We start from the raw sequence: 17,296 nt of genomic DNA on the forward strand, positions 1-17,296 counted from the left end.
CATCCTGAAGGCGATGCCCGCCGGCCGTTAGCCAGCGGGCATATAGCGAGATTACTTCGCGCCGGCCTGGCCGCCACGGCCGCCAGTGCTGTCATGATCGCCGCCGCGACCGCCGCCCAGGCAGTCCGAGGTGAGATCGCAACAGCGATTGCCCCACTGGTTGTTCTTGGCGCAGCCGGTCTGGTCGGCCATAGCGGATCCGGCCAGGGACGATACCGCGATGGCGGCGAGGAAAGCATTACGCAGGAAAGCAGTCATTTGAAGTCTCCATGGTTGGGTTTCTGTTTACGGCTGTGTGTCGCCGCTGGAGACGGTTTGGTTCACGCAGGTAGCGAAATTTTTTGAGGAGGCGTTTCGAGAGATAAGATTTCGAGGGCAGCGCTGCCCTCATCCGCCTGCCGGCACCTTCTCCCCGTAGTGACGGGGGAAGGGAGATAGCCGCTGCGCCGGCACCTATTCCGCAGCGTTGATGAGGGGCGGCGCTGACTCATCCTGAAGATGGCGCGCGGGCCGATATCCCGCTCGTTCGAAAGCGTCGTGTCCTTACTGAACCGCGCCGACCAGCACCTGCTGGCCGCCGCGGATCGAGACCCAGCGGCCGGTGTTGTCGATGGCCTGCCGCTTGAGGAAGCGATAGCCGGTGGCGTCCCAGATTTTCACCTTGTCGGTCAGATTGTCGAGGACGTAGTCGCCCTTGTCGGTGCGCACCGTCAGCACGGCATGGCCTTCGCCGTCCGGCTTGCGCACGACGGTGATCAAGAGATCGGCCAGCGACACGCCAGAGCGCGAGAGCTGGCGGCGCTTTTCCAGCACATAGTCTTCGCAATCGCCGACGCCCTTGTCGGGATAGGCCCAGACCTCGTCCTTGCCATAGATGTCGTAGTCGCTCATCGGCTTGACGGCGGCATTGACCATTGACGTCACATTGATCAGCTTGCGCATGAAGGCGTCGGTCATCGCGGCGGGGTTGAGGTTGCTCGGCCGGATCGAGCATTCGCCGGGCTGGGTTTTACAGAAATCATAGTGGCCGATCGGCTGCGAGGTCATGCCGCCCGTCGCCATGGCGCCGCCTGCAAGTGCCGGCACTCCCCAGCACGCAGAGATCGCCAGCCCTGCTGCCGCCCACAAGCGCAGCGTCCGTGCTATCGGTGAGGAAGTCATTGTCCCCGTTCGCCCTTGTTCTTAACGAAAGGTTAAAGGGGATTTACACTCCGTGTCAATTATGGGGGGAGCCAGATTCTTCGGCATGGTTACCCGCGCCCGCCCAACAGCGTCTATTGTGCAACAGAACGCCTGTGGCGCGCAAAATCGCCCCGCTTTTGCGGGCAATGCACGCTGCAGCCGGATCGAGCCTCAGCCTTTGGCGGAGCGGACCAGCTTGGGTTTCACCGCTACGCGTGTTTGGCGGCCGTAGCTGGTGATGAAATCGACGATGCGCGGCACGATTTCCGAGCGGAATCGCGAACCATTGAAGACGCCGTAATGGCCGACGGCCGGCTGCATGTAATGCGCGTGCCGGTCAGCCGGGATGTTGGGGCAGAGATCATGCGCGGCCTGGGTCTGGCCGAGGCCGGAAATGTCGTCGTTCTCGCCTTCGACCGTGAACAGCGCGACATTGCGGATCGCCTTGGTGTCGACCACCTCGCCGCGATGCGTCATCTCGCCCTTGGGCAGCGCATGGCGCACGAACACCGTGTCGACGGTCTGCAGATAGAATTCCGCCGTCAGGTCCATCACCGCCAGATATTCGTCGTAGAAATCGCGGTGCTTCTCGGCATTGTCGCCGTCATGCTTGACCAGGTGCATGAAGAAGTCCTTGTGCGCGGTGATGTGCCGGTCGAGGTTCATGCTCATGAAGCCCGACAACTGCAGGAAGCCCGGATAGACTTCGCGGCCGAAGCCCGGAACCGGCCAGGGCGCGTGCATGATGACGTTGTCGCGGAACCAGTCGATGCCCTTTTCCTTGGCCAGCAGATTGACCGCGGTCGGATTGCGGCGGGTGTCGATCGGCCCGCCCATCAAAGTCATGGTCGAGGGCACGAAGGGATCGCCGCGCTTTTCCATCAGCGCCACCGCCGCCAGCACCGGCACCGAAGGCTGGCACACCGCCATCACATGGGTGTCCGGCCCCAGCGCATGCAGCATGTCGATGATGTAGTCGATATAATCGTCGAGGTCGAAATGGCCGTCGGTCACCGGCACCATGCGGGCATCGACCCAGTCGGTGATGTGCACGTCGGCATAGGGCAGCATCGCCTCGACCGTGCCGCGCAGCAGCGTCGCATAATGGCCCGACATCGGCGCCACGATGAGAAGCTTGGGGTCGGCCTTGCGCCCGGCGGGCACCGACCGCTCGAAGCGGGTGAGATTGCAGAACGGCCGCGACCACACGGTCTTTTCGCTGACCTCGACGCTCTTCCAGTCGACCACGGTCTTGCTCAGGCCGAAATGCGGCTTGCTGTAGCGGCGCGTTGTGCGCTCGAACAGTTCGGCGGTGGCAGCGACCGAGCGGCCCCACGGCGTATGCGAAAACGGATTGAGCGGGTTGGTGTAGAACAGCCGCACTGCATCGGCATAAAGCCGCGCGGGCTGCAGGGCGGCATGGTTCATTTCGTAGAGCTGGTAGAACATCAGGTACTCCGCAGCTGCCGTGACCGAAGGGACGACGGACAGCGCCGAGCCTTGAATGTCTCGCGCGGAGGTTAACAAGATATTGCTGCGATGCAATACGTCACGTGGCGTGACATATGCCAATCTTTCGTCCAAGGCATTGAGAAACCGCGTTGGGCGGGTGCAGCCGGCTCAATGTGCACTGCAAAATGCAAGGCTGTTGGACAACGGGGCAGGATGTGTCCGGCCCGATCGGGCCGGACTTGGACAGATCTAGACGCGCGCCATGCACACCGAGGTATGGCCGGAGCCGATGAAGCCGAGCTGGCCGGCGGCGCCCTTGGACAGATCGAGCACGCGCCCTTTGATGAACGGGCCGCGGTCGTTGATGCGCACGATGACGCTGCGGCCATTATTCTGGTTGGTCACTTTCAACTTGGTGCCGAAAGGCAGGCTGCGGTGCGCGGCGGTCAGCGCCGACGGGTTCATGCGTTCGCCATTGGCGGTCCTGGAATGCAGTGCGTACCAGGAGGCGCGGCCGCACTGGCCAGCGGCGGAGGAGGCGGATGCACCGACCATTAGGCCAGCCGCGATCGTTGCCGCGACAAGCGCGGTCTGGTTTGTTTTCTTCATGTTGGGGGGATTGGCTCCGTTTTCGACAGACCCCAGCCGTTAAGTGTGGAATAAGGCAGGAAATGCGGCAAGCATCGGGCAGTTCCGTGGCACCGGCACACGTTTGGAGTCGCTGGGAAACAGTTTGTCAGGCATCTTTCGTGTGGCGCGGCCGTATCGCCGGCGATATTGCGAGCTGTTTCACAGATTCCGTGAGCAAGGCAGGACGTTATAGTACAAGTAGAAGAGAGCGCGATTGGGCGCCGTCCTTTCACTCTGTCATCACGGTCATGGCGCAGTTGACGATCGACTTCGGAAAGGAATCTTGGCGATGAGACTGTTCAGATATCTGCTGGCGCTGATCGTGCTCGCCATTGGCGCGCTGTGGTCGCTGCAGGGCATTGGCGTGGTCGGCGGCAGTTTCATGACCGGCCAGTCGCAATGGCTCTATATCGGCATCGTGACCATGCTGGTCGGTTTCGCCGGGCTGGTATGGGCGAGCCGTTCGCGGGGGTGAGTTGCGACGAAAAATCGACCCACACAGATCGACCCCCACTCCGTCGAGCTTCGCTCGACACCTCTCCCCCGATCGACGGGGGAGAGGAAAGGCGCGAGCCTNCCCCCACTCCGTCGAGCTTCGCTCGACACCTCTCCCCCGATCGACGGGGGAGAGGAAAGGCGCGAGCCTTGCAGGGGCGCGAACTTATGCGGCCTGGCTCCCTTCCTCTCCCTCCGGAGGGGGGAGAGGTGGCGCCGCGAAGCGGTGACGGAGTGGGGGTAGGCGCTGGTCAAACCCGCAGTCGCAAACAGGGCCAACCCGGCGAGCAAGAAAACAGCCACCCCATATTGCCGGTCCATTCTGTTACCTATCTATCCGGTTCGGATAGAATGCCCTGCCCGCGATAGGCTCTACCCGAACAGCTGATCCAGAATCCTGCCCTCCAGCCTGGCAAGCTCGACCGAACCGCGCCGGCGCGGCCGCGCCACCGACACGTCGAGATCGAGCGCGATGCGGCCCTCGTCGATCACCACCACCCGGTCGGCGAGCGCAACCGCCTCGGCGACGTCATGCGTGACCAGCACGGCGGTGAATTTTTGCTCCAGCCAGATGCGTTCCAGAAGCTGCTGCATTTCGATGCGGGTCAGCGCATCGAGTGCGCCGAGCGGCTCGTCGAGCGCCAGAATCTTTGGCTGTCCGATCAGTGCACGCGCCAGCGCCACGCGCTGCTTCTGGCCGCCCGACAGCACCGAGGGCCATTCGTCGGCGCGGTCGGCGAGGCCGACTTCACCCAGGATGGCGAGCGCGCGCCGCCTGGCTTCCGCACCGGTGGCAAGCCCGGTCAGCCCGACCTCGACGTTTTTCACCACGCTGGCCCAGGGCAACAGCCGCGGCTCCTGGAACATGAAGCGGCTCTCTTCCCCGGCGCCGGCCTTCGCCTCCGGCCCGAATGTAAGGGATCCAGCGGTTGGCCGATCGAGCCCGGCCAGCAGCCGCAACAGCGTACTCTTGCCGCAGCCGCTCTTGCCGATGACGGCCACAAACTGTCCGACGGGCACATCGAGATCGATGCCGTCGAGCACGACCTTGTCGCCAAAGCGCTTTTCCACGCCCTTGAAGGCAAAGGCGCGCTGCCTTTCGACGGCCTCCTCCGGCCGTGACGGTTCCGGCGCGGCGACGAAGGAACGGATGGCGGTCAGGCTGGCGGTTGGCATCGAACCCTCAGGCGTTCTGGAAGGCGGGATGCCAGCCGAGCGACAGCCGCTCGAGCAGGCGGGCGAAGCTGTCGGCAAGCTTGCCGAGCAGCGCATAGATCAGGATCGACAGCACGACCACATCGATCAGCAGGAATTCGCGTGCCTGCATGGCCATGTAGCCGAGGCCGGAACTGGCCGAGATGGTTTCGGCAACGATCAGCGTCAGCCACATGATGCCTAAGGCATAGCGTAGGCCGACGAAGATCGCCGGCAGCGCGCCGGGCAGGATCACCTGAAAAAACAACGCGCGGCGGTCCATGCCGTAGACCCGGCCCATCTCGACCAGATGCGGGTCGACGCTCTGGATGCCGAGCAGCGTGTTGACGTAGATCGGGAAGAACACGCCGAGCGCCACCAGGAACAGTTTTGCTTCCTCGTCGATGCCGAACCACAGGATGACCAGCGGGATCAGCGCCAGATGCGGGATGTTGCGGATCATCTGCAGCGTCGTGTCGGTCAGGCCGCGGCTGAGCGCCGACAGCCCGTTGGCAAGGCCGAGTGCAAAGCCGATCGAGCCGCCGATGGCAAAGCCGGCCAGCGCGCGCAGCGTGCTGACGCCGATGTTCTGTATCAGCTCGCCCGACAGCGTCAGCCGCCAGAAGGCCTCGGCCACCGCGCTCGGCGCCGGCAGCACATTGGCGGGCATCACGCCGGCGCGGCTGGCGGCTTCCCAGCCAATTATGACCAACGCCGGCAGCAGCCAGCCGATGCCGTTCTGTTTGACCCGTTGAGCCAGGCTCATGACGACGCCTGAAGGCGGTTGGCGCCGTGGAAGCCGACGGCGAATTCATTGGCGATGTTCTCATGCGCCCGTGCCCGCCTGGTGCCCAGGCCGAGACGCGGGAACAGAAGCTCGGCGACGCGGTAGGCTTCCTCGAGATGCGGGTAGCCGGAGCCGATGATGGTGTCGATGCCGATCGCCTGATACTCGCGGATGCGCTCGACGATCTGCTCGGGCGAGCCGACCAAAGCTGTGCCGGCGCCGCCGCGCACCAGGCCGACGCCGGCCCACAGATTGGGCGAAACCACCAGCCTGTCGCGGCGGCCGCCATGCAGTTCGGCCATGCGCCGCTGTCCCACAGAGTCCATCTCCCTGGTGAAGCGGGCCTGGGCATTTTCGATCTGGGCATCGGTGACGTGGCTGATCAGCCGGTCGGCGGCGCGCCAGGCCTCTTCCTCGGTCTCGCGCACGATGAAATGAAGCCTGATGCCGAAACGCAGTTTGCGGCCGCGCCGTTCAGCCTTTTTGCGCGCCGCGCTGAGTTTTTCCGCCACCTGCGCCGGCGGCTCGCCCCAGGTCAGGTACATATCGACGAGATCGGCGGCGAGCTCCTGGCCGGCATCGGACGAGCCGCCGAAATAGAGCGGCGGCCGCTCCTGTTGCGGCAGAAGGTCAAGGCGGCCATTGTCGACGCGGTAATATTTGCCGTTGAAGTTGACGCTCTCGCCCGACACCAGGGCGCGCCAGATGGTCAGGAACTCTTGCGCCTGCGCATAGCGCTCGTCATGCGGCAGGAACACGCCATCGCCGGCAAGCTCGGTCGGGTTGCCGCCGACCACGACATTGAGCAGCAGGCGGCCATTGCTCAGCCGGTCGAGCGCCGCCGTCTGGCGCGCCGCGAAGGTGGGCAACGTCACGCCGGGCCGTAGCGCCACCAGGAATTTGAGCTTTTCCGTCAGCGCTGCAAGGCCGGAGGCGGTGATCCAGGAATCCTCGCAATTCTGCCCGGTCGGCAAAAGCACGCCGGGAAAGCCGAGCCGGTCGACGGCCTGTGCGATCTCCTTGAAGTAAGCGAACTCCGGCGGCCGCTGCTGCTGTTCGGAGCCGAGATAGGAGCCGTCGCCATGCGTCGGGATGAACCAGAAGAAATCGAGCGGGCCGGCTTGCGGGCTTGATGAAGCGGTCATGGCGAAATCCCTGAAGCTTGAAACGGCAAAGGCGCCGGGCGTTTTCCGCCCGGCGCCACACAAGAAAGTTCAATTGCCCGGTGCGGTCCACACGGCGTCGGAGATGCGCACCGCGTTCGGGATCAGCTTGAGCTTGTAGAAGCGATCGGCTGTCGCCTGCTGGCCGGCGATGATCTCGTCGGTGATCGGGAAGATGCCGAATTTGGTGCGGTTGGCCGCGATCGTCTGTGCATCGAGCGGCACGCCGGTCACCTCATGCAGCGCCGCGGCAACCTTGTCGCGGTTCGCGTCCGCCCATTTCGCCGCCACGCCGAGCGCCGATATCGTCGTGGCGATCGTCTCCGGATGCGCCTTGGCGAAATCCTTGTTGGCGAGGAAATAGGTGTTCACCTTCAGCACCTCGCTGGAGCGCGCCAGCACGCGCGGCTGGTAGCGTGTCTCGGCGATGGCGTAGAACGGATCCCAGACCGCCCAGGCATCGATCTGGTCGCTGGCGAAAGCCGCCGCAGCATCGGCCGGGCTGAGATAGACCGGGGTGATCTGGTCGAAGGGGATGTTTGCTTTTTCGAGTGCCGCGACCAGCAGATTGTGCGCGCTGGTGCCTTTGCCCACGCCGATGCGCTTTCCCTTGAGGTCGGCGAGCGACTGGATCGGCGATGCCGGCTTGACGAAGATCGCTTCGCCGTCGCCATTGGCCGGCAGTGCCGCCGCATAGACGATGTTGGCGCCGGCCGACTGGCCGAAGATTGGCGGTGCGTCGCCGGTCCAGCCGACATCGATGGCGCCGACATTGAGCGCCTCGACCAGCGGCGGGCCGGCGGTGAATTCGACCCATTTCACCGCGACACCCTTGTCGCTCAGCGCCTTCTCGATCACCTGCTGCTGCCGGGCGATGACCGGCAGGCCGGTCTTCTGATAGCCGATGTTGAGCTGCTTCAACTCCTGCGCCGAGGCACTGAGCGAGGCAGCAATGCCCGCCGCCAAAAGGCCAAGGCCGAAAACGCGTCTGGTCAGGCTGAACATGATCCCTCTTCCTTCGCTGCGAACCGGCGCCGGGAAGGGCTCCCTGCCGTGGATGAGAGACAAGGCTAGGTAGGTCTATAAATTTAGTAGAGAAACGATTTTGCGAGTTGGCTGCTTGACGTGGAAATATTTTCTTCAGAACCAGCGCTCGTCATCCTAGGGCGAAGCAAGGAGCGAAGCGACGCGGCGCAGACCCTAGGATCCATGCCGTGGCGTTTGCCGTAGAGTGGAACGGATCAGAATGTCGCTTGTGCGCGGACCGAGGCTCGATACCCTGAAACCATGACCGGCTACGTCTACATGACTGCAAGCCAAAAACGCGGCACGATCTACATCGGCGTCACCAACGATCTCGCCCGCCGCATGCCTGAACACAAATCCGGCCAGGGCGCAGGCTTCACCAGCCGCTACGGTGTTCAACGGCTGGTCTGGTATGAGGAATTCTTCGACATCACCGATGCCATTCAACGCGAGAAGTCGCTGAAGCGATGGCCGAGACAGTGGAAGATCGAACTGATAGAGAAGGCCAATCCGGAGTGGTTTGAGCTGTTTCGCGGAACCGGGTGGTAGGCGCCCGGTTTGTTGCTCCCCTGGAGCGTAGCATCAGCGTCTCGGCATGGATCCTAGGGTCTGCGCCGCGTCGCTTCGCTCCTTGCTTCGCCCTAGGATGACGAAATCGCGAAGGCTGGCGCTAATCACCATCACCCTCACTGCGACCAATACTGCCAGGCCCAGTAAAATCCCTCGTCGCGTGGCGGCAGGCGGTCGCGTTCGGCGTCGAGTTGCACCGGGGCCGGCGATTTCGGTTGCGGCTGTGACGACGAGTTCTTTCGCCAGGCGAGCAGCCAGTTGTCGAGATGGGCGAACAGCACCGCGGTGGACGGGGTCATGACATCACTCCTTCTGTTCCGGATCGGCGGTCGCCGTGCTGCGAAGGGAAGCAGCCGGTCAAACCGGCAGAAACTTGTTGTCATTCCTTTCCCGCCCACGGAACCAGCTGACGCTCGATCCGGCGGATGATGAATTCCAGCACGAAGGCTATTGTCGCGATCACCACTATTCCCATCACCACGACATCGGTGACCAGGAACTGGGCGGCCGACTGGATCATGAAGCCGAGGCCGCGCGTTGCCGCCACCAGCTCGGCTGCAACCAGCGTCGACCAGCCGGCGCCGAGCGCGATGCGCAGGCCGGTGAGGATCGACGGCAGCGCGCTGGGCAGGATGACATGGCGCACCACTTGGCGCTGCGTCGCACCAAGCGAACGGGCCGCATCGATGCGCTCCTTTGAGACACCGCGCACGCCCGAGGCCGTCGACAGCGCCACCGGCGCCAGCATGGCAATGGCAATCACCAGGATCTTTGACGGCTCGCCGATGCCGAACCAGATGATGACCAGCGGCAGATAGGCGAGCGGCGGGATGGGCCGCAAAAATTCGAGCAAGGGATCGAAGATGCCGCGCCCGACCGTCGAAATGCCGATAGCCAGCCCAACCGGAACGCCGATGACGATGGCCGCGAGCAGCGCCGCGAACACGCGGCCGAGGCTGGCGACGATATGCTGAAGCAGCGTGGCGTCGACGAAGCCTTCGCCCGCGACGAGAATGAACTTGGTCCACACGGCGGCGGGCGACGGCAGGAACACCGGCGACACCAGTTGCAGGCGCGCAGACAGCGCCCATGCCGCCAGCACGGCCAGGATGGTGACGGCGCTGATCGCCCGCGAGGAAACCCCGCGCCGCTTCCGCACCGGCCGCGACCACGGCACCGAAATGGCATCGGCCTCACCGGTCCCGGCGGCCGGCCGCTCGCTGTAGGAGGTGACGCTCATGCCGCCTCTCCTTCGAAGATCGCATCGGTCAGCTCGCCGCGCGCCGCGGCAAAGGCCGGATCGGTCTTGATGGCGCGGATCGGCTCGCCTGCGGCATAGCGCCGGCTGAAACTGGTCTCGAATGTCCGCACCACGCGGCCCGGTCCGGGCGCCAAAACGACGATGCTTGTGGCCAGCACCAGCGCCTCCTCGATGCCGTGCGTGACCATCAGCACGCCGACCCGGCTTGCGGTCCACAGGTCGAGCAGCGTCGTCTGCATGCGCTCGCGCGTCAGCGCATCGAGTGCGCCGAGCGGTTCGTCGAGCAGCAGGAATTCAGGCTCGGCCGCGAGCGCTCGGGCGAGGCCGACGCGCTGGCGCATGCCGCCGGACAATTCCCAGATGCGTTTGTCGCCGACGCCGTTAAGCTTGACCAGCGCCAGCAACTGGTCGGCGCGGCGCGCCCGCTCGGCTTGCGGCACGCCGCGCAGCCTGAGCGCAAAGGCGACGTTTTCACGGGCCGTCAGCCAGGGAAACAGCGCATCGTTCTGGAACACGACCGCCCGGTCGGAGCCTGGGCCGGTGATCGGCCGGCCGCCGATCGTGGCGACCCCGCGCGCGGGCTCGACCAGGCCGGCGGCGACATTGAGCAGCGAAGTCTTGCCGCAGCCGGAGCGGCCGACCAGCACGACGAAATCGCCCTTGGCGACATCGATGGAAACCCGGTCGACCGCCGGCGCTGCCTGGCCGTCATAGTGAACCGAGACCTTGTCGAGTACGAGATGCGGGTCGAGTACGAGATGCGGCATGAAAAGGGGCTCCGGAAGAAAATCAGCCTGCCCCGGCCCTCGTTAAGCGGATCCGGGACAGGCAGCACGCGGCGTCAGGGAAGAAGAAACCGCGCGTGTTCAGGGCAATTCCAGGAAAAGTGTAAAGCGGTTTTCCGTCCGGAATTGCGTAAAACTGAAGATCAGTTCGAGGCCAGAGCCTCGGTCACGTATTTCGACGACACGTATTTCGAATAGTCGGGCAGCACGGCGTCGATCTTGCCCTGCTCCTTGAGGAAGGCCGAAGCTGCCTCGATCGCCTTGACCGTGCCGCCGCCGAGGAATTTGTCGGAAGCCTGCTCTTCCAATGTCGGGAAGACGTAACCCTTGAGGAGCTGCGGCACCTCTTCCAGTTTGGCACCGGTGATCTTGGCGATCTTGGCCGCTTCCGGCGACGAAACCGACCATGCCTCGGGCTTGGCCAGGAACTGGGCATAGGATTCGCCGGTCACCTTGACGAAATCGCGCACGGCGTCCGGGTTCTTTTCGGCGAAGTCGGTGCGCACGATCCAGGCGTCGAAGGTCGGCGCGCCCCAGGCGGCAACCTGCGAGGAATCCAGCACCACCTTGCCTGTCGTCTTGATCTGGCCGAGCGCCGGATCCCAGACATAGGCCGCGTCTATGTCGCCGCGAGCGAAGGCGGCGGCTATTTCCGGTGGCCTGAGATTAAGGATTTCGACCGACTTCGGGTCGACGTTTTCGTGCTTCAGCGCGGCAAGCAGGCTGTAATGCGTGGTCGACACGAACGGCACCGCCACCTTCTTGCCGGCGAGGTCGGCGATCTTCTCGATGCCGGATCCATTGCGGGCGACCAGCGCTTCGGACTGGCCGATCAGGCCGACGACAAAGATGGTCTGGATCGGCAGTTCGCGGCTGGCGGCCGCGGCCAGCGGACTCGAGCCGACATAGCCGATATCGACCGAACCGGATGCGACGGCGGCGATGACATCGGCACCGGAATCGAACTTACGCCAGTCGATCGTTGCCTTGGTCGCCTTTTCATAGGCGCCGTCGGCCTGTGCTACTTTCGAAGGTTCGACCACCGTTTGGTAGCCAATGGTGATGTTGAGGTCCTGCGCCTGGGCCGGGCCGAGGAAGGCCGCACCCGCCAAAGCTGCCGACGACAGGAGGACAATGCGTCGCGAAATGCTGGACATGAAAGGCTCCATGAAAAATGAGAAAAACCGGATGCCTGTTCATAGTCAGCTAATTCTATCATTCTTGTAGAGTTAAATCGTTCCAAGCAAAAAGCACTTGTTAGAAAAAAACCAACGGCTGATGCGGGCGCGGTGACCGGCCCGTGTCGGACCGTGCACAAACGCAAACGGCGCCCCAAAGGTGCTGAAGAGTTGGTGGTCCTGCCAACCCTCGCTACGGAAGAGGCCTGATTTGGTGCTCGGCGCGCCGCTTGCGGCCTGCCGCAGGATCGATGTCGAGCCGTTGAGCCTCACCGACTTCCGCAGCGACGGCCACCGCTGGATGCTGCGGTCAAGCGGCGTGCCGGTGGCCGCCAAGGCCGCCCGGTCTCAGAGCGGCAAGGCGGCGTCCTGATATCGGGCGCAGGGCGGCGCCCGAGTTGTCGGGAGTCATGTTCGCCGATCCGCGGGCTGCGACCCAAAATTCCCGGCAAAGCCCCAAATGGCGCAAATCCATGCTGTAAAAGACGGTTGATTTGAAAACACGTTCCGCGTGTTCGAGGGTAAGTATAGTAATCTTATCGACATTGGGAGCAGGAGCCGCCGTTCATCGCTGCAATCGCTCGCGGCTGGCTGTGACCGTAACGGCACAAAGCCTTGCTAAAGTGGCCCCTGCGGCGTGAAAACGAAGCAAAATCAAGGTTTCTCGGCTTGTATATCATGTCAGTAGAATTTATGTGTCGAAGCAGCTTGCACGCGGCGGGGAGGCACGTCAGGCGTTTCGCAACCGATGGTTCTGGGCCATCGCCTGACAGAGAAACATTCGGTCTATGCTCACCAAAAAAGGCAAGTACGGCCTCAAGGCGCTGGTCCATCTGGCGCAACTGCCGGTGGGACAGCTCGCCTTTGTCGGCGACATCGCCAGCGGCAACAACATTCCGAAGAAATTCCTCGACGCCATTCTGGGCGAATTGCGCAATGCCGGTTTCGTTCAGAGCCGCAAGGGCAAGGATGGCGGCTATCGCCTGGCGCGCCCGGCCGACGAGATCAAGGTCGGCCATGTCGTGCGCGTGCTCGACGGACCGCTGGCGCCCATCCCCTGCGCCAGCCGCACCCAGTATCAGCGCTGTGAAGACTGCAATGAGGCGACATGCCAAGTCCGACATCTGATGCTCGAGGTCCGGCAGGCGATCGCCGAGGTGCTCGACCAGCGCACGCTGGCCGAGATGCGCGACATCGTCCTCGACGACCTTCCGGTCGCAGGGGACGAGCTTGCGCCGGCGCAAAAGGTCCCCGCCTGATCCTGAGCGTGCTCGCATGAGCGTCGCGCGCGCCAATTCGATCATCCCCAGCTCCATCATCATCGTCGGCGGCGGCGCCAGCGGCGTCGTGCTTGCCGCGCATCTGCTGAAGTCGCCCAACCCGGACCTTCGCGTCACGCTGATCGAAAAGCGTCCGCATTTCGGCCAGGGCATCGCCTATTCGACGCTCTTATCGGCGCACGTGCTGAATGTCAGCGCCGCGGGGATGAGCGCCTATGCCGACGATCCCCTGAATTTCTGGCGCTGGTTGCAGGGGCGCGGCCTGATAAGCCAGGAACAGACGCCGCAGACACCGTTCTATGCACCCCGCAGCGTCTATGCCCGCTACCTCAAGGAAGTGCTCGACGAGCTCGAAGCGCGCGAAAAGGAAACCGGCCGTCTCAGGCTGATTCGCGAGGAAAGCCTGTCGATCTCGCCGACATCGTCCGGCGTCGAAGTGGTGCTGGCCAACGGCACCAGCGTCGTCGCGCATCTGGCGGTGCTTGCCACCGGCCATGACGAGCAGCCCGGCGCCGGCCAGGGGCACGCCATCCGCATGGGCACCGAGGCCGACACCGCGCTCGATCCTGAAGCCCGCGTGCTGGTGCTGGGCACCGGGCTCAGCATGGTCGATGCCTTCCTGTCGCTCGAGCAGCGCGGCCATCGCGGCGAGATCGTCGCCGTATCGCGGCGCGGGCTGCTGCCGTCGCCGCACCGCAAGGGCAACCCGATCAAGCTCGACGTCGCCGACATTCCGCTCGGCACGCAGCTCTCCTATTTCGTCGGGTGGTTCCGCGATCTGATCCGCGAAAACCAGAAGGCCGGCATCGACTGGCGCGACGTCGTCGATGGGCTGCGACCCTTCAATCAGAAGATCTGGCAGAACTGGCCGTCCTCGGCCAAACGCCGCTTCGTCGAGCACACCAAGGCCTGGTGGGACATCCATCGCCATCGGCTGGCGCCCGAGGTGCATGCCCGCGTCACCGAAGCGGTGCGCACCGGCCGCATCCGCCCGGTCGCCGGCCGTGTCGTCGGCATCGAGGCCGGCGATGGATTCACCGTCGGCATCCAGTCTCGCCACACAAAGGCGCTGGAAACGCTGCAGGTCGCGCGCATCTATGATTGCACCGGCATCGCCCGCGATATCTCGACGACGTCGAACAGCGTCGTGCGCTCGCTGGTCGACCGCGGCCTGGCGCGGCCCGACCCGCTGCGGCTTGGTCTCGATGTCACAGCCAAATGCGAAATCATCGCCGGCGACGGCACCGCATCGGCCAAGATCCTCGCCGTCGGGCCGCTGACCCGCGGCACCTTCTTCGAGATCGACGCCATCCCCGATATCCGAGTCCAGTGCGCGCGGCTGAGCAAGCAGCTGCTGGGGTAAAGCTGTTGACGTCGGCGGGATAGCACCCCCCTCAGAGGGAGTGGGAAGGATCGCTACGGAGGGTGTTGGGCTTGAGTCCAAAGCCGGCCTCAAACTGGAATTCCATTCCCTCTCTCGCCGGTTGATTGGCACGATCTACCTTCTTTCCGACTGCAAACGGCCGGAAAAGAAGCTACGCTGCCGCTCTGCCCCCGAGGCGGTCGCTTGTTCAAGGGAGCACATCGATATGAGCGAGCACGGAAAAGCTGCGCCAGGCAGTTCGGACTGCGCGTTATCCCGCCTGCGTCCGCCCTACGCCTCGGTGCTCGACCTCATCGGCCAGACGCCGGTGGTCGAACTGACCAAATTCGACACCGGCAAGTGCCGGCTGTTCATCAAGCTCGAAAGCCAGAATCCCGGCGGCTCGATCAAGGACCGCATTGCGCTGTCGATGATTGCCGCGGCCGAGAAGGAAGGCAAGCTGAAGCGCGGCGGCACCATCGTCGAGGCGACCGCCGGGAATACCGGTCTCGGCCTCGCCCAGGTCGGCATCCCCAAGGGCTACCGCATCATCCTCGTCGTGCCCGACAAGATGTCGCGCGAAAAGATCCAGCATCTGCGCGCGCTCGGCGCCGAAGTGCGCATGACGCGCTCCGATGTCGGCAAGGGCCATGCCGAATATTACCAGGACATGGCCGAGAAGATCGCATCGGAAACGCCCGGCGCCTTCTACGCCAACCAGTTCGCCAACCCGGCCAACCCCGAGGCGCATGAGACCACCACCGGACCGGAAATCCTTGCCCAGCTCGATGGCGACCTCGACGCCGTGGTCGTCGGCGTCGGCTCCGGCGGCACGCTGACCGGGCTTGGCCGCTATTTCGCCAGAACATCGCCGAAGACCGAAATGGTGCTGGCCGATCCCGTCGGATCGGTGCTGGCGCCGCTGATCAAGACCGGCAAGATGGAAGAGGCCGGCAGCTGGACCGTCGAAGGCATCGGCGAGGATTTCGTGCCGCCCAATGCCGATCTGTCGCTGGTCAGGAAAGCCTATTCCATCCCCGACAAGCAGAGCATGCTGGCCGTGCGGGACCTGCTTTCGAAGGAAGGCATTCTCGCCGGCTCGTCTTCCGGCACGCTGCTGTCGGCCGCGCTTCGCTATTGCCGCGAGCAGACGACAGCAAAACGCGTCGTCACCTTCGTCTGCGACAGCGGCAACAAATATCTGTCCAAGGTGTTCGACGATTTCTGGCTGGCCGAGCAGGGGCTGGCCGAACAGGAACAGCATGGCGATCTGCGCGACCTCGTCATGCGCTCGCACCGCACCGGCGACACCGTTTATGTCGGCCCCGACGAAAGCCTGCTCAACGCCTATGGCCGCATGCGCCGCTCCGATGTCTCGCAGCTGCCGGTGCTGGACAATGGCAAGCTGGTCGGCATTATCGATGAGGGCGATATATTGGCCAAGGTCGACGGCCCCTATGACGGCCGCTGGGACCGCTTCAACGCCCCGGTGCGCACCGCCATGACCTCCAATCTGCACACGCTGCAGGCCAGCCAGACGCTGGATGCGCTGCTGCCGGTGTTCGACCGCAACGAGGTCGCCATCATCTTCGATGGCGACGAGTTCGTTGGCCTGATAACCCGTATCGACCTGATCAACCATTTGAGGCGCGCACGATGACTGCTGAAACATCCCCATCGGGCAAGAACCGCCTGGCTTTTTCCACGCGCACCATCCATGGCGGCCAGAGCCATGACCCGCTGACCGGCGCGGTGATGGTGCCGATCTACGCGACCTCGACCTATGGCCAGCAGTCGCCCGGCGTACACAAGGGGTTTGAGTACGCCCGCAGCCAGAACCCGACCCGCTTCGCCTTCGAGCGCGCGGTGGCCGATCTCGAAAGCGGCTCGGCCGCCTTTGCATTCGCGTCCGGCCTGGCGGCGATCTCGACCGTGCTCGAGCTGCTCGACAGCGGCGCCCATATCGTTGCAACCGACGACATCTATGGCGGCTCGTTCCGGCTGATGGAGCGGGTGCGCAAGCGCTCGGCCAATCTGCAGGTGAGTTTTGTGGACTTCACCGATCTGGCGGCGGTGGAAGCAGCGATTCGCCCGGAGACAAAACTGCTCTGGGTCGAAACTCCGACCAATCCGCTGCTGCGTATCGTCGACCTCGAAGGCGTTGCGGCACTCGCCAGGCGCAAGGGCGTATTGACGGTCGCCGACAACACGTTCTGCAGCCCCTACATCCAGCGGCCGCTTGAACTCGGCATCGACATCGTCGTCCATTCGACGACGAAATATCTCAACGGCCATTCCGACATGGTCGGCGGCGTCGCCATCGTCGGCGACAACAAGGATTTGACGGCCCAGCTGAAATTCCTGCAGAACGCCATCGGCGCCATCTCCGGTCCCTTCGACAGTTTTCTCGCGCTGCGCGGCATCAAGACACTGGCGCTCAGGATGGAGCGGCATTCCACGAACGGCCTGAAGATTGCGCAGTGGCTGGAGGCGCGAAAAGATGTGCGCCGCGTCGTCCATCCCGGCCTGGCCAGCCATCCGCAGCACGCCATCGCCGTCCAGCAGATGCATGCCTTCGGCGGCATGATCTCGGTGGACCTCGACCGCGACCTCGCCGGCACCAAACGCTTCCTCGAACGGACGCAACTGTTCACGCTGGCTGAAAGCCTTGGCGGCGTCGAAAGCCTGATCGAACACCCGGCGCTGATGACGCACGGCTCGATCCCGGCCGAAAAGCGCGCCGCGATCGGCATTTCGGATTCGCTGGTGCGGTTGTCGGCGGGGATAGAGGATGGCGATGATCTGATCGCCGATCTGGAGCAGGCGTTGCGGGGGTAGGCGTACCGGATGCGTACCGATGACAATGAGGGGCGGCGCTGACCGTCGAGATTAAATCCCAATCCGCCGCGCGTTAACACATTCAGCAGCTT

At 63.9% G+C, this 17,296-nt stretch carries 19 protein-coding genes; 7 read left to right on the plus strand and 12 right to left on the minus strand.

What is annotated here, in order from left to right; all coding sequences use genetic code 11:
* Nucleotides 1–51: 51 nt before the first annotated feature.
* The 4 genes from X750_RS151555 to X750_RS151540 form a co-directional block, all read right to left on the minus strand.
* Nucleotides 52–258, minus strand: a complete 207-nt coding sequence (locus X750_RS151555; RefSeq protein WP_023672099.1) for a hypothetical protein — start codon at nt 256–258, stop codon at nt 52–54.
* Between the two features lie 285 nt (nt 259–543).
* Complete coding sequence (locus X750_RS151550) at nt 544–1,161, minus strand: transglutaminase-like cysteine peptidase (protein WP_023747434.1); 618 nt, start codon at nt 1,159–1,161, stop codon at nt 544–546.
* Between the two features lie 192 nt (nt 1,162–1,353).
* Nucleotides 1,354–2,631, minus strand: a complete 1,278-nt coding sequence (locus X750_RS151545; protein WP_023687587.1) for a polyhydroxyalkanoate depolymerase — start codon at nt 2,629–2,631, stop codon at nt 1,354–1,356.
* A gap of 252 nt (nt 2,632–2,883) precedes the next feature.
* Nucleotides 2,884–3,243 carry a septal ring lytic transglycosylase RlpA family protein gene (locus X750_RS151540; protein WP_023742010.1) on the minus strand — a complete coding sequence of 120 codons (360 nt, stop codon included), beginning with the start codon at nt 3,241–3,243 and terminating at the stop codon, nt 2,884–2,886.
* Nucleotides 3,244–3,553: 310 nt separating this feature from the next.
* On the opposite strand from X750_RS151540, the gene X750_RS1000000166375 reads away from it, so the two are divergent.
* The gene (locus X750_RS1000000166375; protein ID WP_023710328.1) at nt 3,554–3,739 is read left to right on the plus strand and encodes a hypothetical protein; all 186 of its coding nucleotides are present in this window, start codon (nt 3,554–3,556) and stop codon (nt 3,737–3,739) included.
* A 392-nt stretch (nt 3,740–4,131) separates the two neighbouring features.
* On the opposite strand, the gene X750_RS151530 is transcribed toward X750_RS1000000166375, so the two are convergent.
* From X750_RS151530 to X750_RS151515, 4 genes are all read right to left on the minus strand, one after another.
* Nucleotides 4,132–4,935, minus strand: a complete 804-nt coding sequence (locus X750_RS151530; RefSeq protein WP_023742008.1) for an ATP-binding cassette domain-containing protein — start codon at nt 4,933–4,935, stop codon at nt 4,132–4,134.
* Between the two features lie 7 nt (nt 4,936–4,942).
* Nucleotides 4,943–5,719, minus strand: coding sequence for an ABC transporter permease subunit (locus X750_RS151525; RefSeq protein ID WP_023706945.1), 777 nt, complete (start codon nt 5,717–5,719; stop codon nt 4,943–4,945).
* On the minus strand, nt 5,716–6,885 hold the full coding sequence (gene ssuD, locus X750_RS151520) for an FMNH2-dependent alkanesulfonate monooxygenase (RefSeq protein WP_023702435.1): 1,170 nt from the start codon (nt 6,883–6,885) through the stop codon (nt 5,716–5,718). The genes X750_RS151525 and ssuD overlap by 4 nt, the downstream gene beginning before the upstream one ends.
* Before the next feature lie 69 nt (nt 6,886–6,954).
* Nucleotides 6,955–7,908 (minus strand): sulfonate ABC transporter substrate-binding protein, encoded by a 954-nt coding sequence (locus X750_RS151515; protein ID WP_023687582.1) that lies wholly within the window; start codon nt 7,906–7,908, stop codon nt 6,955–6,957.
* A gap of 282 nt (nt 7,909–8,190) precedes the next feature.
* Between X750_RS151515 and X750_RS151510 the strand changes: the two genes are divergently transcribed.
* Nucleotides 8,191–8,478 (plus strand): GIY-YIG nuclease family protein, encoded by a 288-nt coding sequence (locus tag X750_RS151510; RefSeq protein ID WP_023710330.1) that lies wholly within the window; start codon nt 8,191–8,193, stop codon nt 8,476–8,478.
* A 137-nt stretch (nt 8,479–8,615) separates the two neighbouring features.
* Here X750_RS151510 and X750_RS151505 read toward each other — a convergent pair whose 3' ends face one another.
* From X750_RS151505 to tauA, 4 genes are all read right to left on the minus strand, one after another.
* Nucleotides 8,616–8,798 (minus strand): hypothetical protein, encoded by a 183-nt coding sequence (locus X750_RS151505; RefSeq protein WP_023747435.1) that lies wholly within the window; start codon nt 8,796–8,798, stop codon nt 8,616–8,618.
* Nucleotides 8,799–8,878: 80 nt separating this feature from the next.
* Entirely contained in the window at nt 8,879–9,739 is an 861-nt protein-coding gene (locus X750_RS151500; RefSeq protein WP_023747436.1) for an ABC transporter permease subunit, read from the minus strand.
* The gene (locus X750_RS151495) at nt 9,736–10,527 is read right to left on the minus strand and encodes a taurine ABC transporter ATP-binding protein (protein ID WP_023747437.1); all 792 of its coding nucleotides are present in this window, start codon (nt 10,525–10,527) and stop codon (nt 9,736–9,738) included. The genes X750_RS151500 and X750_RS151495 overlap by 4 nt, the downstream gene beginning before the upstream one ends.
* 161 nt (nt 10,528–10,688) lie before the next feature.
* Nucleotides 10,689–11,702, minus strand: coding sequence for a taurine ABC transporter substrate-binding protein (gene tauA, locus X750_RS151490; RefSeq protein WP_023710332.1), 1,014 nt, complete (start codon nt 11,700–11,702; stop codon nt 10,689–10,691).
* 232 nt (nt 11,703–11,934) lie between these two features.
* Here tauA and X750_RS1000000165760 point away from each other — a divergent pair, with 232 nt between their 5' ends.
* The 5 genes from X750_RS1000000165760 to X750_RS151470 all read left to right on the plus strand — a co-directional run bounded on the left by X750_RS1000000165760 (nt 11,935) and on the right by X750_RS151470 (nt 17,204).
* Nucleotides 11,935–12,096 (plus strand): hypothetical protein, encoded by a 162-nt coding sequence (locus X750_RS1000000165760; protein WP_023706948.1) that lies wholly within the window; start codon nt 11,935–11,937, stop codon nt 12,094–12,096.
* Nucleotides 12,097–12,511: 415 nt separating this feature from the next.
* Nucleotides 12,512–12,982, plus strand: a complete 471-nt coding sequence (locus tag X750_RS151485) for an Rrf2 family transcriptional regulator (protein WP_023747438.1) — start codon at nt 12,512–12,514, stop codon at nt 12,980–12,982.
* A 16-nt stretch (nt 12,983–12,998) separates the two neighbouring features.
* Entirely contained in the window at nt 12,999–14,366 is a 1,368-nt protein-coding gene (locus X750_RS151480) for an FAD/NAD(P)-binding protein (RefSeq protein ID WP_023692935.1), read from the plus strand.
* 226 nt (nt 14,367–14,592) lie between these two features.
* Entirely contained in the window at nt 14,593–16,026 is a 1,434-nt protein-coding gene (locus X750_RS151475) for a pyridoxal-phosphate dependent enzyme (RefSeq protein ID WP_023747439.1), read from the plus strand.
* Complete coding sequence (locus X750_RS151470) at nt 16,023–17,204, plus strand: PLP-dependent aspartate aminotransferase family protein (RefSeq protein ID WP_023747440.1); 1,182 nt, start codon at nt 16,023–16,025, stop codon at nt 17,202–17,204. Before X750_RS151475 ends, X750_RS151470 begins: the two co-directional genes overlap by 4 nt.
* The last annotated feature ends 92 nt before the right edge of the window (nt 17,205–17,296 follow it).

Source organism: Mesorhizobium sp. LNJC391B00, assembly GCF_000502535.1.
GTDB lineage: Bacteria > Pseudomonadota > Alphaproteobacteria > Rhizobiales > Rhizobiaceae > Mesorhizobium.

Bases quoted from the DNA above. Each gene is read 5' to 3' on its own strand.
- X750_RS151555 (WP_023672099.1), bottom strand. From the start codon at position 258: ATGACTGCTTTCCTGCGTAATGCTTTCCTCGCCGCCATCGCGGTATCG.
- X750_RS151550 (WP_023747434.1), bottom strand. From the start codon at position 1,161: ATGACTTCCTCACCGATAGCACGGACGCTGCGCTTGTGGGCGGCAGCA.
- X750_RS151545 (WP_023687587.1), bottom strand. From the start codon at position 2,631: ATGTTCTACCAGCTCTACGAAATGAACCATGCCGCCCTGCAGCCCGCG.
- X750_RS151540 (WP_023742010.1), bottom strand. From the start codon at position 3,243: ATGAAGAAAACAAACCAGACCGCGCTTGTCGCGGCAACGATCGCGGCT.
- X750_RS1000000166375 (WP_023710328.1), top strand. From the start codon at position 3,554: ATGAGACTGTTCAGATATCTGCTGGCGCTGATCGTGCTCGCCATTGGC.
- X750_RS151530 (WP_023742008.1), bottom strand. From the start codon at position 4,935: ATGCCAACCGCCAGCCTGACCGCCATCCGTTCCTTCGTCGCCGCGCCG.
- X750_RS151525 (WP_023706945.1), bottom strand. From the start codon at position 5,719: ATGAGCCTGGCTCAACGGGTCAAACAGAACGGCATCGGCTGGCTGCTG.
- ssuD (WP_023702435.1), bottom strand. From the start codon at position 6,885: ATGACCGCTTCATCAAGCCCGCAAGCCGGCCCGCTCGATTTCTTCTGG.
- X750_RS151515 (WP_023687582.1), bottom strand. From the start codon at position 7,908: ATGTTCAGCCTGACCAGACGCGTTTTCGGCCTTGGCCTTTTGGCGGCG.
- X750_RS151510 (WP_023710330.1), top strand. From the start codon at position 8,191: ATGACCGGCTACGTCTACATGACTGCAAGCCAAAAACGCGGCACGATC.
- X750_RS151505 (WP_023747435.1), bottom strand. From the start codon at position 8,798: ATGACCCCGTCCACCGCGGTGCTGTTCGCCCATCTCGACAACTGGCTG.
- X750_RS151500 (WP_023747436.1), bottom strand. From the start codon at position 9,739: ATGAGCGTCACCTCCTACAGCGAGCGGCCGGCCGCCGGGACCGGTGAG.
- X750_RS151495 (WP_023747437.1), bottom strand. From the start codon at position 10,527: ATGCCGCATCTCGTACTCGACCCGCATCTCGTACTCGACAAGGTCTCG.
- tauA (WP_023710332.1), bottom strand. From the start codon at position 11,702: ATGTCCAGCATTTCGCGACGCATTGTCCTCCTGTCGTCGGCAGCTTTG.
- X750_RS151485 (WP_023747438.1), top strand. From the start codon at position 12,512: ATGCTCACCAAAAAAGGCAAGTACGGCCTCAAGGCGCTGGTCCATCTG.
- X750_RS151480 (WP_023692935.1), top strand. From the start codon at position 12,999: ATGAGCGTCGCGCGCGCCAATTCGATCATCCCCAGCTCCATCATCATC.
- X750_RS151475 (WP_023747439.1), top strand. From the start codon at position 14,593: ATGAGCGAGCACGGAAAAGCTGCGCCAGGCAGTTCGGACTGCGCGTTA.
- X750_RS151470 (WP_023747440.1), top strand. From the start codon at position 16,023: ATGACTGCTGAAACATCCCCATCGGGCAAGAACCGCCTGGCTTTTTCC.